Raw genomic sequence first — 14,617 nt, 5'->3', positions numbered from 1 at the left:
ATACAAGTTCTCTTTTTTATTATTTCCATTATAAAAAATTCCAGTCAAGTTATATCATACTGTCCATAGTTTATCAGAAGAAAAGAGAAAAGGAAAAGGTGTTCTTGAGATATACATCTCTAGAACACCTTTTTATTATTTCAACATAGAAATCATAATCTTCTCTAACTCTTTCTTATTTACATTTTTATCAAATACTGCTTCTCCTTGACGCTCTAAACTATGATTAATAATAACCACTTGGTATGCACTATTTTTCCCTTTTGCTGGAACAATCATCTTCATACCTTGTAAATTACTATCCGAGTTATAAGTCGCGTAGAATATTTGATTACCTTCTAATTCGTACTGTTCAATGTTTTCTTCTACACCAAATAAAGCATGAAACGGATCTTTACTTTCTCCAAATACTTGTGATTGATAAATTGTATAGTTTCCTTTTCCGTTTGTATACTCTAATTCAATAATTAATTCAGGTCTTCTCTTAATAAAATAACCTACATTTTCATCCTTCAGATTGTATCCTTCAATTGTGTACGTTGGCTTCTTAATTTGAAAATCAACATGTTGTTGCGCTTCCTTTACCGTGTAATTTAAAGATTCGTATACTTTGTCATCAAATGGTTTTGCTTGATCATAAATTGCATATAATTTGTCACGATCGGCTTTTGATAAACGCTCTTCTCTAAAAAATATTGACTCGTAGTCAGAAACTCTCGGAGCACCTTTTTTCTGTATATTAATAATTTCTTTAGATAATTTTATGTATTGCTGGAACTCATCTTTTGTTAAAGCTTTTTCAGCTAAATATAAGTAATCTGTCTTTTCTTCATACACTCTTGCTGAATAATGATATTCTTTTTTCGCATTTTCTTCTGTACCATACAACATATCCACAGCATTTTGGAAAGCATCCTTTGACTGCTCTACTTTATCCTCTTGTTTTTCTTTCCCTTCCGTTTCACGTGCGTTGAATAAAGAAAGAGATGCTATAGCAACTATGACAATAACTCCAAGTAAAGAAAGACGATACGATTTCTTTTGGAACTTTTTAATCATAACGATTCTCCTTTTTAGTGTTCGTTTATTTCTACTTAAATTTGCTAGACTTGGTACTTGATAGGAGTAGTGTTCTAAAAGGGTAATAATTGTATGACCATATGCAATTTGCTCCTCTTTATCTATAAAAGTAAGCGCATATGCATCACAGGCTAATTCTTGATCTTCTCGCATACAAAAATAGGCGTACCAAAGAATCGGATTGAACCAATTTAATAGAATTAAGCTGTACATAATCCAATTTACAGCTACGTCGTTTCTCTTAATATGAGCTAACTCATGGTAAAAGACATATTGTAATTGTTGCTCGTTTAATACTTTCATATGTTTTTTTGATAGTAATACTTTCGGGCGAAAGAAACTAAACACAGTTGGACTCGCAATCTTTCCTGCTAAACGTAATGAAACTGCCTTCTTCATTTTCATAGACTGCTTACAGCGATTAAACACTGTAACGACTTGTTCATCCGTAATATCTGGTTGTTTCTTTATGTAAGAATATAAACGTCTATTTGTAATAAACGTGATGACTGCTAATACGATTACTCCAGCTAACCAAACATATAGAGCGATTTTGTATAAAGAAAGTGTAGTCTGTTGTTCCGCACTCGCGTTTACTTCAGGTTCACTATTTTTGATCACAGTTTCAGAATTTGTTTCTAATTCTACTGTCTGTTTTATCTCGTTATTCACTGTATTCTCAAGGGAAGATGTATTTTTTTGAATCACTTCCGACACACTAGAACTATAAGAAAGTAATGAATAAATGCTATAAGAGCTATCTGGTGACCATGGTAAAAGGAGTCGTATCATTAGTACGATCCACAGCATATATTGCCACCGGGGCGTTAACTTATTTTTGAATAGCACTTTTATACATAAAATAATTCCAACTAATATACTGGCCATAAGTGACGTTTCTATAAGCCAATCAAAAAAATGGGGAAGGTATACATTTATTAGCATGTCTATCATTGTTATCTATCCTTCCTCTTATTCTCCTCTGTCTTTTCATCTAAAATGCGTTTCAGTTCATTAATATCATCTGAAGACAATTTTTCTTCTTTTAAGAAATTAACAAGTAATGGCTTGAACGCTGCACCGCAAAAACGCTTCAGCAAAGATTTCGTTTCAACTTGTAAATAATTATCTTGTGATACTAACGGATAATAAGCATACATACGCCCTTTATCTTGGTGGTAAGAAACTGCTTCTTTTTGTACTAATCGATTAATTAATGTGCGAATTGTTTTCGGTTTCCAGTCCATTGCATCTTCTAGTTCTTCTATAATTTCATTCGCTGTTTGTGGAGAATTAGACCAAAGTACTTTCATAATTTCTAATTCAGCTTCAGATATTTTAGGTAATTGATTTGTCATAAACATTTCACTCCTTCGTATTACATTTGTAATCTACAATTAAGATTACAAACGTAATACTTAATTGTCAACCATATTTTAGAAAATAAAGTTTCAGTTAAACCTTACTTAACGACAACGAATTTCCCTTTTTTCAAATAATCAAATAAAAAAACAAGAAAATCCTTACATTTAATAGTAATATAGAAAATAGACAAGTTTATCAAAACAGTGGAGGCTTTTTCAGTCATGATGCGTGCGCTTCGTTTAAATATAAAGCAAGCTTTTTGTAATCGTGTTTCTTTAATTATTTTGTTTAGTGGATTCGTTCTTATTTGTATTTATCATTATTACTATGTCATTCGTTATTTAGGAGACGCTGCGAGCGGACCTATATCAACAGATATAAAATGGATTGGATTTCGTGATAATGAAATGGATGTTTATTTATTATTAATGCCAGTTATTGCGAGTTTCCCCTTTAGTACAAGTTACAATTCCGATAAGTCAGATGGTTTTAAACCGTTCGTGAGCAAAGGAATTTCGTTATTTCCTTATTCAGTAACGAAATATATCGTTACGTTTTTTTGCGGAGGATTTCTTTATACATTTCCGTTCATCTTATCATTATTATTTTGCAAATTAACAATTCCAGACGGAGAACCTATAGCTGGTTCAGGCATCATAAATGATGATGGAATGTTCGCAAACCTATATTTAGATGCGCCTCTCACTTACATTACGGTATATATCGGAATTAATTTTTTATTTGCAGGTTTAATGGCCCTCTTAGGACTTGCTGCATCTGCATGGTCACAAAAGGACTATATGGCGATTCTATTTCCATTTGCTGTTAACTCCATTCCGTACGTCCTGCTAAATACAATATTCCCTACAATAGGCGGAGCACCTATTCATTTATATGACCCAAAGCAACCATTGCAAGGCATGTCACCGTACATTTTAACGATGCAATGTACTTTCTTCCTTCTCGTTAGCTTACTTATGTATATACAAGGAGTAAAGCGGGATAGAAAAAAATATAGAAGAAGACTGCAAAAAAGAGATCGATGTAGAAAAGCGTTTCAAGCAATTTCAGACTAAATCATTGAACGAATAAGAGCGTAATTCCCTAAGTTAGCTTAGGGAATTACGCTCTTATTATCATTTACATGTATCAATCGTATATTTTCACTATTCATATCATCACCCTCCCCTTTACGGCATACCAGCCAATCCCCATAAAATAACGACCGCTACAAAATAAATCGCTTTAATACCTACCACTAAACATAATGAAATAATTGCATATTTACTTAATTCTCTTCTTGCGCCAATTAAAGTAAAAATAACTGCCAAACTAAATGTTATATAAGATGCCGCTGTATGTATTAAGTTATATGTAATATCTAAATTTTGCGTAAGTCCTATTACCTCCGCTACAAATTGAAGCATGACGATTGTACTAAAAAAAATTGCAAGCTGATTCATTAATTTTCCATTTAACCATGCTTGCATCTTCAACCTCCTCGTTAATAACACTGAATTTTCAAATAATTTTAACATGATTTTTACAGAAAAAGAACGCTCAGTATATCTCTAAGCGCTCTTTCTCAACTATTTAAGATGCCTTCTTCAAATCAATTTGAGCAAGTACTGGGTCGTGATCACTTACACGTCCATGCTCTTTCATAATGTTTGTGTTTAAGTGTACTGGATCTACGATTGTGTGCGGTGCGATGTTGTTTGTTACTAAAATATGATCTAGCACTTGTGCATTTCCTTCATGAATGTACGTGTAGCGGTTCTCTTTCGGCACTGTGTTTAACATATTTTTTAAGATTGTTCCTTCTAGTGCTTTTAGTGGTTTAGCAAACTCAAAATCGTTCATATCCCCTAACACCACAACTGGTGCATTCGTATTCTTTTTCTGAATATCTTGTACGAATTGATTCACTTCTTGCGCTAATTGAATTCGTTTTTCTTCACTTTTTAATACGAGCGGCTGTACTTTTCCAAATGGCGTTGCATCTCCTATTTTTGAGTTTAAGTGATTTGCAACGACGACAACGTTTTGTCCTTGGAACGTAAATTCTGCCGCAAGCGGTTTACGTGTACTTTCAAATAATGGGTTTTCGTCCCCAATGCGAACGACATTTTTATCAAGTAACTTCGGTACTGCTGCTAATTTCACGCGTGATGGATTGTAGAAGAAACCGACGCGAATATTCGCTCCTGGCGCTCCTCCGTCTAGATTATTATGTGGAGCAATTTCTACATACTCATACTTTGGCCCACGAATTTCTAAAACTGCATCAATGATACGTTTTGCGCTTAAAGAAGCATCTGTTGTACCGTCATTAATTGATCCATTGTTATCTTGCATTTCCTCTACACCGATAATATCTGGCATTTTTAAATTGTATTTAATAGAATATGCTAACGCCTTTACTTTTTCATCTGTTGTTTCTTTTTTATTCGCCGAGAAGTTTTCAATGTTATATGTAGCAACCGTTAACTTATCAAGACGAGGCTGAATATTTGCGCCTACTTGCTTAAATCCACCGTCCACTACAGTTGGTAATTCCGTTATTGGTGAAATACGGAACGAACCGTAATCATATCCGACTACCCCTGTTATATTTCCAGTGAAAGTATCTCCTACTTTTGCTACATAATCACGAGGTACTTTTACAGAAAGACGCTCTGGGTTTAATTGATTTTCATCTAATACAGGTGTGCCATATTTCGTTACGACTTTATTTCCGCCATTTTTCACGGTTACATATAAATTCCCGTTTTTCTGAGGTGCAATAATTTTTGGCGTTGGCATCGTAACACGCATACCTTCTATACTTTCATAAAAGTCGATTGCATCTTCATTTGGATCAAATAAACCAAATGCATCATTATCGATAATTTGATCAGGAATTTTCACACCGTTTTCTCCAAGTACAATCGGTGCTGGTAAAACTTGATCTTTTGCGATTACAGCAACGCGGCTCGCTTTAATTTCAGTCGTCGTTAAGTCTGTGTCAAATCTTTCTGCATATCCAGGCCCAACATATTCTTCTACTACTCCATCAACTTGAATAAGATCTCCTACCGCTACATTCGCATCCTTTTTGTACACATACATACCTTCTGAAGTAGCTGGATCATTATCTGGCTGATTGTCTTCTATATAAAAACCATTTTTATCAAGCGCTGTTACAACGCCTTCCACATTGTATACTTTCTTCTCGTTGTAAGGAGAAATATGTGATTTTCCTTGAATATCATGAATACGAACTGGCTCATTGTTTACGATAATAAATGAAAATGTTGAAACTGCTGAAGAAGTAAGCCCTTCTTTCTCTGCAATTGCTTTAATCACACTGTTTTCATTCACCATAATTTGTCCATTATAACGAACACTTTTATTTGTAGGGTTAGAACCATCTAACGTGTAATAGATTGTTGCTCCTTCTGTATTCGTTGTTAACGTTATCGCTGTTCCTTTCGCAACTTCTCCTCCACTAGGCGAAGCTACTACATCGCTAACACGGTTTTGTCCTTCCCCTTGAAACTTATAGGCTGTTACTGATTTTAAACCTGGGCTACTAAAATATAATTCAAGAGTCCCAGTCAAACTAACTTTCTTTCCGATATTTTCAGGATGATCTTTTACATTCACTGCTGCCCTCACATCGCCTTTTGGCAACTGAACAGGCATGATTTTGTCTGGATTCGTTTCATTTGGCGAATCAGCAATTGCTACGTTTGTATCATCAAACTTTGCTGGATCTTTCGTGTATTTAGAAGGACTTTGCGTATACCCAACAATGTATCCTTCTACTATCCCCTTTGTTTTCCCTTGCTGCTTAAATACTTGAATTGCTTTTTCTACTGACATAGAAGTAGTTTCTTCTGCCTTTGCTAAAGTTCCAGTAAATGAAAGCAATAGCAAGAATGATAAAAAGATACTTAACAATTTCTTCACAGCCATTTTCCTCTCTCTATTTCATATTTTCTCAGCATTTCTATCATAACAAATGATTCGTTATATAGAATGGTATTTCGACAAGTTTTACAAAAAATTAATCTGATTTACTCGTTTTCAAACTATAATACAAAATAATAATTTTACACTTTCTACGAATGCGTTTTATAATATGAAAGAGCAAAAAACAGAAAATATCGAAATTTTATTGGCATGGAAAATGAATTCATTTGAATAGGAGTGATTGGATGGAAGTGCAAACAGAAACATACCGCGCAGCTATGAATGGAACATTAGAACGTCATTTTTCAGATATGATTGCTGTTATACCGACTAGAATTACAATTGAGCAATTAAAACAGCGGCTAGAAACTATCGCTACTAAAGTTGATGAGTTAAAAATTGTTTATAGTGATGAGACAAGCCTTATCGTGGAGTTACATATGGACGATAAAGTCATACCGTATGAACTGCATATCGATGAGGCAAATGACCCAGAAGAATATAAAATGTACAATAGACAAGATTCTACAATCGTAGATCGTAATTTTGAAGATGCGGCTTTCGGTACTGAAATTTTCACCCGTACGCTATTTGTAGGCGATGTACTGGACTGCTTTTTCCAGCAGTTACAGTTTTTATGGAACCTCGCCCCAGATTTGTTATTTGTAATCGATTCAAGTGCAGCAATGAAGGTAATATCTAGAAGCTATATTGAATATCACGTTGAAAATGAATTATTACCTGACATTCCTGACTTGTACGTTATTCATTCTGTTTATGAAGACGATAAAGAAGGTGAGCCTACGCAATATTGGTTTCATACACACGGCCTTTTAAGAGCGGGCGTAACAGAAATAGAATTAATTATTCCAAATCGCATTTCTTCCTACTATGGCATTGGTGACCTCTTTCAAACATTTGCGAATAATGCCGTTGAAAATGGACAAGTCCCTATGAATGAGCCTATCGTTATCGCACATAGTCAGCAAGGTTCTATACATACCGTAGCTGTGCCGTGGGAAAAAGGTTTATCTTATATTGGGCATAAAACGAGGATGGATCAATTATCTTCAATTGAGGATGAAGAAGTGAAGCTACAGCCAATTGATGCACAAAACACATTCTTAGGCGGGATGGATGACCGAGATGAATACCATCAATCGCCATCTGTTCTCTTGTTCAAATTTGATACTTCAGAAGAATGTATCGAAAGCTTTTTCAAAGAACACGAGGAAGCTACAGGGCTCATGTTCTATAAAACAAATAGTGAAACGGCTCGTATGGCTTACAATGCAAAAAATACTTTCGGGTATTTCAGCAACATTTTTCAAATTGAACAATCAAATGAGGAGTTTCGTTTTCTCGCTAAGTTTGGCGTTTCCTATGAAGAGGGTAAAAGCGAGCATATGTGGTTTGAAATGCAACATATTACAGAAGACTTTATTCAAGGAATACTCATTAATGAACCATATTTTATAGAAGATATGAGTGAAGGAAATAGTTATCATTTAGATTTTGATGACTTAACAGAATGGGTTATTTATGCAGGAGATGCCGTTATAAAGCCAAATAACTTATATATGTTTATTGGTGAATAAGTAACAAAACGCCTTCAATATGATTGAAGGCGTTTCTCTTTATTGTGCGATTAATTCCGTATTCATTACTTTCTCCAAATGAGAGAGTACACGCTTTGCAGCCCTCTCACCTTGATCAATACAGTCCGGCAGACCAGAACCAGCGTAAGAACTACCTGCCAAGTATATACCTGGCAACTCTTTCTCCATAAATGTTGTGAGTTTCTTCATTCGCTCGTTATGGCCTACTGTATATTGGGGCATTGCTTCTTTCCAACGGCTTACGACTGTAAACTCTGGATCCTCTGTAATATGCATCGTCTTTCGTAAGTCTTCTAGTACAAGCTCCACGAGTTCCTCTTCTGTTTGCTCTACAACCGCTTCATCACCAGGTCGTCCAACGTAACATCGAAGAAGCGTTTTTCCTTCTGGCGTTGTATGTGGCCACTTTTTATGCGTCCACGTACATGCTGTAATTGTGTAATCACTATTTCGAGAGACAACAAATCCTGTGCCATCAATATCTCGCTGAATGGCTGATTTCGGGAAAGCCATTGCTACATTCGCAACTGATGTGGACGGAATGTTGCGGAAGAAACGAAACTGCTTGTACTGTGCAAACATAGATGGCAATACTTTATGTGAACTTGCCACTACGACCGCGTCCGCTTCTATTTCTTTTCCGTTACTAAGAGTAATCGTATAGTCATCACCCTGTTTTGCAACTTTTTCAATGCGAGTTCCCTTTATTATCGTACCTTCATGCATCTTTGCTTCGAGAGATTCTACGATAGATTCTAAACCTTTTTTCACTGTTTGGAAGATTCCTTTTTTCGGTTCAGCTTTCTCTTCTTTCGGAGCGAGCGTACGCATACCGAGTGAAATACTGCGATGTTTCTGCTCAATTTGATACATTTGCGGGAATGTTGACATTAAGCTCATTTCATCAATATCCCCTGCATAAATACCCGATAGTAACGGTTCTATTAAATTTTCAACCACTTCATTTCCGAGGCGATGTCTGAAAAAGTGCCCGAGTGATTGGTCAGATACTGGCTTTGACCTCGGCATTAATAGATCAAAACCAGCTCTTAGTTTACCAATTGGGGAGAACAGCCCGGAGAATAGAAACGGCGTAATTTGCGTTGGAATTCCCATCATTGATCCGCTCGGCATTTTATGTAACCGATTGTTTACGAGGATAAATGATTGACCGGCCTCATTATTTACAAGTTCATCGCCAAGACCTAATTCTTTCGCTAATCTAGCTGCACTTTCTTTTCGTGCTAAGAAAGAATCCGGTCCGCGTTCAATTGTAAATCCATCTTTTCGAACGGTTTGAATTTTTCCGCCAAGTTTACCCGATGCTTCTATCAGTAATGTATCAATCGGCAAGTTTTTTTCATGAATATTTTTTTGTAAGTTATACATTGCTGTTAATCCAGTGATGCCTCCGCCGATGATCACAACTTTTTTCCTCAAGCAGGCTCCTCCTTTCTTCTTACAGTACAGATTCTTTTTTCTTTAATACAACATCTGTTAAACAATCAATAAATGCGTCCGATGCATTTGGCATTTCTGGACGATAATATTTCGCGCCAATTTCATCCGTTACAACTTTACACTCAAAGTCGTTGTCATATAAAACTTCTAAATGTTCCGCAACAAATCCAACTGGTGCATATACGAATGAAGTATAACCGTGCTTTTCATTTAGTTCTCTCGTTAAATCTTGTACATCTGGACCAATCCAAGGATCTGGTGTGTTTCCTGCACTTTGCCAGCCTACTGCATAGTTTGCTACTTCAGCGCCTCTTGCAATATAGTCCGCTGTTTCATTTAATTGATCTGGATATGGATCGCCCATTGCGATAATTTTTTCTGGTAAGCTATGAGCTGATACGATTAATACTGCTTTTTCACGTTCTGCGTCTGACATACCGTTATATATACCTTTCACTGCATCAACCCAGTACTGGATAAATTTCGGTTCTTTATACCAGCTATCGATGCCATGAATTGTTAAGTTTCCAAGTTTCTCAGCTTCTTCTTGTGCTCGTCCAACGTATGATTTTACGCTAAACGTAGAATAGTGCGGCGCAAGAACAAGTGCGATTGCATCTTGTATACCGTCGTTATGCATATCTTTCACCGCATCTTCAATGAACGGTTCAATATGTTTTAAGCCAAGATACATATGGTACTCGACTTCATCTTGTACTTCATTTAAACGCTTCTCTAACTTTTTAGCTTGCTCTAATGTAATAGTAGCTAAAGGAGAAATACCACCAATTGCACGGTAACGCTCTGTTAAATCTTCTAGCATTTCAGGACTTGGCTTTCTTCCTCTGCGAATATGTGTATAGTAACGTTCAATATCTTCTTCTTTATATGGCGTTCCGTATGCCATTACAAGCAAACCAATTTTCTTTTTCATACAGCAATGCTCCTTTACTTCGCTAACTGCCCTTTAGAGTATTCATGAATAAATGTAGTTAAACGTTTTAATGTATTTGGATTTACTTCTGGGAATACACCGTGTCCTAAGTTAAAGATATAACCCGGCTGTTTCATCCCTTGATCTAAAATACCTTTTACATGTTCTTCAATAACAGACCATGGCGCAAGTAAGAACGAAGGATCCATATTACCTTGTACCGCCTTATGAACGCCGCGTGCACGTGCTTCTTCAATTGGTAAACGCCAGTCTAAACCGACTACATCAAGCGGTAAGTCGTGCCATTCATTTACTAAATGTGCAGCTCCTACGCCGTGCATAATCATTGGTACACCCATCTTACGAACTTCTGCAAAAATACGCTCCATTGCTGGTTTAATAAATACGCGGTAATCTGCTACGTTTACTGTTCCAACCCAAGAATCGAAAATTTGAACTGCTTTTGCTCCTGCGTTAATTTGCGCTTTTAAATATGTAATAACCATATCTGCTAGCTTATCCATTAAAGCAAACCAAGCTTTCGGCTCTGCATACATAAACGCTTTCGTATTATGGTAGTTACGAGATGGACCGCCTTCAATCATATAGCTCGCTAACGTAAATGGAGCTCCTGAAAAACCGATTAACGGTACGTCTAGCATTTCTGTCGTTAATAAACGAATTGTATCTAATATGTACGGTACGTCATCTTCTGGATTGATTTCCCCTAGTTTTTCTACGTCTTGTAAAGAACGGATTGGATTATCAATAACTGGGCCAATACCTGATTTAATTTCTACATCCACACCAATTGCAGGTAGTGGTGACATAATATCTTTATAAAGAATTGCTGCGTCTACGTTATATTGATCAACTGGCAGTTTTGTAACATAAGCACATAACTCTGGATTATGTGTAATTTCAAATAAAGAATACTTTTCTTTTATCTTTCTATATTCCGGCTGCGAACGACCTGCTTGACGCATATACCATGCTGGTACATAATCAGTACGTTCCCCCCTACATGCTTTTAAAAATGTCTCATTTATAGTTCTTACCAAGACCCTAGCTCCCTTCCTTACCACAATGCTTCGAATACGTTCGATATTTATCTTTTTTTACTATACAGCTTGTAAAAACAAAATGCATAATATTATGTACGTTGTTCATTAAATTGACACAAACATTCTTAAAAACGCTTACTATTTTCACAACATTCTTATTATAACACAGAGAAAAACTATGGTTTAGCTACTTTTGACTTTTCTCCTTCGCGATTCGTTTGTGTGTTATATGGTACAACGTAAAAACTCGGTTTTGAAAAGATGTTAACGAACTTTTCCTCATATTCCCCGGCACCATTTACAGTACCTACATGCGTATGAATTCCATTTTCCACTCTATAAATACGATACATAATTCTTTCATCTGGAAGTGGTGTCCAGCTTAATTTCGCTTTAAATAAACCGAAAGGGCTAAATGCTAATTTCATTTTCACATCTTCAATCTTGCGCAGCCGAATTGGAGCACCGATTGTTTCCACACCTTCCGGTTTCCTAAACTGCTCTTTCTGTTCTACATTTGCTTTCGTTAAAATTTTCTTAAACAATTTTGTTGCTGATGCACTTTCTCCTTGCAACTGATGCTCTTTATCTATGCGGTCATAACCAATCCAAACAGCGCCTACTAAATTTGGCGTATAGCCAACGAACCACATATCCCTCGCCCCATTATCGTCATTTGGTAAGGAAGTTGTACCTGTTTTCCCAGCTAACGCTCCGTTATATACACCGGCTTTCGCTGTCCCTTCCTTTACAACTCCTTCTAACATTTTCGTCATATACCATGCCGTTTGTTTCGAGAAAATTTTCGTTTCTACTTTTGGTGATTCTCCAATAACTGCGCCGTGTCTATTTAACACTTTATCAATAACGTGCGGCTCAATAATATCACCATTTGCTAAAAACGCACGATACATTTTCACAAGATCAAATGTTGAAACACCATTTTTCAATCCGCCAAGCGCTGTACTTAAGCCTGCATCAGCAATGTGAACATTTCCTTTCTCTAAATATTGCTTTCCTTCTTCTACCCCTAACTCATTTAATAAAGAAACTGCCGGTACATTTGCTGACTCTACAATCGCATCGTACATCGTCATTTCTTTCGAATACTCATGGTTATAATTTCGAGGTTCATACCCTTCAAAAGAATGTCTTTCATTCTTTAATAAAGAATACGGATTATACTTTTTCGTTTCGAGTGCTGGCGCATAAACGATAAGTGGTTTTAGCACAGAACCGGGCTGTCTTTTTGCAAAAACACGATTGAACCCTCTCGGAACGTACTTTCTTCCGCCAATCGCCGCTTTAATGCCGCCTGTACGATTATCCATTAATAAAAAAGCACCTTGTGCTCCCTCTTCTTTCCCAGGGAAATTCCTTGCATCTTGAAACTGGTTATATGCTACCTTTTGAATCTTTTCATCCATCGGTACAACAAACGTATACCCTCCGCGAAGTACTTCTTGATGAGACAATCCGTATAAACGTGCTGCTTCATCTATGACCATATCAATATACGGCATATATGCGAGCTCATTCTCATCTAAGTTTTTATAGAGAGCGATTGTCTTTCCTTGATAACGTACGCTTTCTTCGGCAGTCAAATAGCCTAGTTTATGCATAAGTGACAATACGAGATCGCGGCGTTCTTTACTCTTCTCTGGAGAAAAATAAGGTGAATAACCGTTTGGCGATTTCGGAAGACCTGCAAGCATTGCTCCTTCTTCTACTGTTAAATCTTCTACATTTTTATTAAAATACAACTTTGCTGCTGCTTGAATACCGTAAGCTCCATGGCCAAAATAAATATGATTCATATACATTTCAAGAATTTGTTGCTTCGTATATTTTTGCTCTAATTGAAGGGAAATTGCGACTTCCTTCAACTTGCGCGTAAATGTTTTTTCACGAGTTAAAAAGACGTTTTTAGCGAGTTGCTGCGTAATCGTGCTACCGCCTTCGACCTTCTCTCCAGCTAACGTGTCTTTATAAAGAGCACGAAATATAGACGGGTAATCAATTCCTTGATGCTCATAAAAACGAGAATCCTCTACCGCAACAAACGCCTGCTGCACGTATTTTGGAATTTGTTCGATTGGTACGAGGTCTCTATTTTCTACGTATAATTTCGTAATTTCTTTCCCTTTCTGGTCAACGATACGTGATGAAGAGTGGAAAACGAGCTGTTTTTCATCCATCATATAGCCACCAGCTAACACAATAAGTTTATAAAGAACAATCGCTAATAGTAGCGTTGCTAACCCACCTAATAAAGTCCACTTTACTTTCTTCATACACCGGCCTTCTTTCCAAATGATGGTACATTTATTATTTGAAAAAGAAGTATCTTTATGTATATAATCTTCGAAGTTTTTTAAGAGAGTTGATATAATAGAAACAAACGATTAAGGGGGCATTAAAATGAAGGCTATTATTTCATACGAAACACCTCTAGAACAAGCACATTTCACTGCAAAAAATGATGAAAAAAATATGTTTTATAAAGAAAATACAGAAGAATCTGTAGAAGGATCTCTTAGGTATGATGTACTAGACGCTGTTGGAGAATTTAAAGGACAACCTGGTTATATCGTTTGTAACAACATTTCTGTAACAGACGAAGGTCGCCCTGTATTTGAAAACCGTTTTAAAAACCGCGCAGGCCTTATTGAAAACGAACCCGGATTCCAAGCGATCCGCGTTCTACGCCCATTAAGTAACGATACATATGTCATCTTAACGATGTGGGAAACAGAGCAAAACTTTAAAGACTGGACAGAATCACGTTCATTCGAAAACGCTCATAAAAAACGCCCCGCACAAGCAGAAGGACAAGCTCCAGCGCATCCACATGCAGAACAGCAAAAGAGTATTTTCTCTCGTCCGTCATTTGTGACTACTTTTGATGTGTTAGTTTAAGTTTTGGAGTTTGGAGTTCGCGGTTGTCGGTACATGAAATTAATATCAGCGATTTTCCGGATATATCGGCGCAACTCGAAATATATCAGCGATTTTTGAAATATATCGATGATGTATAAAAGTATGTGTAAACATTTTTAGGCAAAAAATAAGGCAAAGTACCCCCTAGGTTTATCCAGAACCTAAAATGAAAGGAGACTTTGCCTCATGCCTAATAA

General features: G+C 36.5%; 11 protein-coding genes. 3 read left to right on the top strand and 8 right to left on the bottom strand.

Features of this window, described 5'->3' with window-relative positions; all coding sequences use genetic code 11:
- Positions 1 to 135: 135 nt before the first annotated feature.
- Complete coding sequence (locus MR070_RS22305; protein ID WP_242262024.1) at positions 136 to 2,034, bottom strand: M56 family metallopeptidase; 1,899 nt, start codon at positions 2,032 to 2,034, stop codon at positions 136 to 138.
- Between the two features lie 2 nt (positions 2,035 to 2,036).
- Positions 2,037 to 2,438: a BlaI/MecI/CopY family transcriptional regulator gene (locus MR070_RS22300; protein WP_044792665.1), complete on the bottom strand. Its 402-nt coding sequence runs from the start codon at positions 2,436 to 2,438 to the stop codon at positions 2,037 to 2,039.
- 228 nt (positions 2,439 to 2,666) lie between these two features.
- Here MR070_RS22300 and MR070_RS22295 point away from each other — a divergent pair, with 228 nt between their 5' ends.
- Complete coding sequence (locus MR070_RS22295; protein ID WP_044792664.1) at positions 2,667 to 3,521, top strand: hypothetical protein; 855 nt, start codon at positions 2,667 to 2,669, stop codon at positions 3,519 to 3,521.
- Positions 3,522 to 3,635: 114 nt separating this feature from the next.
- Here MR070_RS22295 and MR070_RS22290 read toward each other — a convergent pair whose 3' ends face one another.
- Together MR070_RS22290 and MR070_RS22285 are read right to left on the bottom strand one after the other, a co-directional pair.
- On the bottom strand, positions 3,636 to 3,935 hold the full coding sequence (locus MR070_RS22290) for a hypothetical protein (RefSeq protein ID WP_001149497.1): 300 nt from the start codon (positions 3,933 to 3,935) through the stop codon (positions 3,636 to 3,638).
- A 103-nt stretch (positions 3,936 to 4,038) separates the two neighbouring features.
- Positions 4,039 to 6,405: a DUF6359 domain-containing protein gene (locus MR070_RS22285; RefSeq protein ID WP_242262023.1), complete on the bottom strand. Its 2,367-nt coding sequence runs from the start codon at positions 6,403 to 6,405 to the stop codon at positions 4,039 to 4,041.
- Between the two features lie 242 nt (positions 6,406 to 6,647).
- Between MR070_RS22285 and MR070_RS22280 the strand changes: the two genes are divergently transcribed.
- Positions 6,648 to 8,000: a DUF4026 domain-containing protein gene (locus MR070_RS22280; protein WP_000453730.1), complete on the top strand. Its 1,353-nt coding sequence runs from the start codon at positions 6,648 to 6,650 to the stop codon at positions 7,998 to 8,000.
- Between the two features lie 39 nt (positions 8,001 to 8,039).
- Here MR070_RS22280 and hemY read toward each other — a convergent pair whose 3' ends face one another.
- From hemY to MR070_RS22260, 4 genes are all read right to left on the bottom strand, one after another.
- Positions 8,040 to 9,461 (bottom strand): protoporphyrinogen oxidase, encoded by a 1,422-nt coding sequence (gene hemY, locus MR070_RS22275; RefSeq protein ID WP_242262022.1) that lies wholly within the window; start codon positions 9,459 to 9,461, stop codon positions 8,040 to 8,042.
- Between the two features lie 19 nt (positions 9,462 to 9,480).
- The gene (hemH, locus tag MR070_RS22270; protein ID WP_000726775.1) at positions 9,481 to 10,416 is read right to left on the bottom strand and encodes a ferrochelatase; all 936 of its coding nucleotides are present in this window, start codon (positions 10,414 to 10,416) and stop codon (positions 9,481 to 9,483) included.
- A gap of 14 nt (positions 10,417 to 10,430) precedes the next feature.
- A complete protein-coding gene (gene hemE / locus MR070_RS22265) occupies positions 10,431 to 11,477 on the bottom strand; it encodes a uroporphyrinogen decarboxylase (protein WP_242262021.1) in 1,047 nt (348 codons plus the stop codon).
- A 179-nt stretch (positions 11,478 to 11,656) separates the two neighbouring features.
- A complete protein-coding gene (locus tag MR070_RS22260) occupies positions 11,657 to 13,774 on the bottom strand; it encodes a transglycosylase domain-containing protein (protein ID WP_242262020.1) in 2,118 nt (705 codons plus the stop codon).
- Positions 13,775 to 13,901: 127 nt separating this feature from the next.
- Here MR070_RS22260 and hmoB point away from each other — a divergent pair, with 127 nt between their 5' ends.
- On the top strand, positions 13,902 to 14,399 hold the full coding sequence (hmoB, locus tag MR070_RS22255; RefSeq protein ID WP_000644069.1) for a heme-degrading monooxygenase HmoB: 498 nt from the start codon (positions 13,902 to 13,904) through the stop codon (positions 14,397 to 14,399).
- Positions 14,400 to 14,617: the final 218 nt, after the last annotated feature.

The sequence above is a fragment of the Bacillus cereus group sp. BfR-BA-01453 genome (assembly GCF_022662915.1).
GTDB lineage: Bacteria > Bacillota > Bacilli > Bacillales > Bacillaceae_G > Bacillus_A > Bacillus_A paranthracis.
Note: the sequence above shows the minus strand (reverse complement) of the source record. Positions and strands in the feature narration are given on the sequence as shown.

Coding starts and splice junctions, on each gene's coding strand:
- MR070_RS22305 (WP_242262024.1), bottom strand. CDS start 2,034: ATGATAGACATGCTAATAAATGTATACCTTCCCCATTTTTTTGATTGG.
- MR070_RS22300 (WP_044792665.1), bottom strand. CDS start 2,438: ATGACAAATCAATTACCTAAAATATCTGAAGCTGAATTAGAAATTATG.
- MR070_RS22295 (WP_044792664.1), top strand. CDS start 2,667: ATGATGCGTGCGCTTCGTTTAAATATAAAGCAAGCTTTTTGTAATCGT.
- MR070_RS22290 (WP_001149497.1), bottom strand. CDS start 3,935: ATGCAAGCATGGTTAAATGGAAAATTAATGAATCAGCTTGCAATTTTT.
- MR070_RS22285 (WP_242262023.1), bottom strand. CDS start 6,405: ATGGCTGTGAAGAAATTGTTAAGTATCTTTTTATCATTCTTGCTATTG.
- MR070_RS22280 (WP_000453730.1), top strand. CDS start 6,648: ATGGAAGTGCAAACAGAAACATACCGCGCAGCTATGAATGGAACATTA.
- hemH (WP_000726775.1), bottom strand. CDS start 10,416: ATGAAAAAGAAAATTGGTTTGCTTGTAATGGCATACGGAACGCCATAT.
- MR070_RS22260 (WP_242262020.1), bottom strand. CDS start 13,774: ATGAAGAAAGTAAAGTGGACTTTATTAGGTGGGTTAGCAACGCTACTA.
- hmoB (WP_000644069.1), top strand. CDS start 13,902: ATGAAGGCTATTATTTCATACGAAACACCTCTAGAACAAGCACATTTC.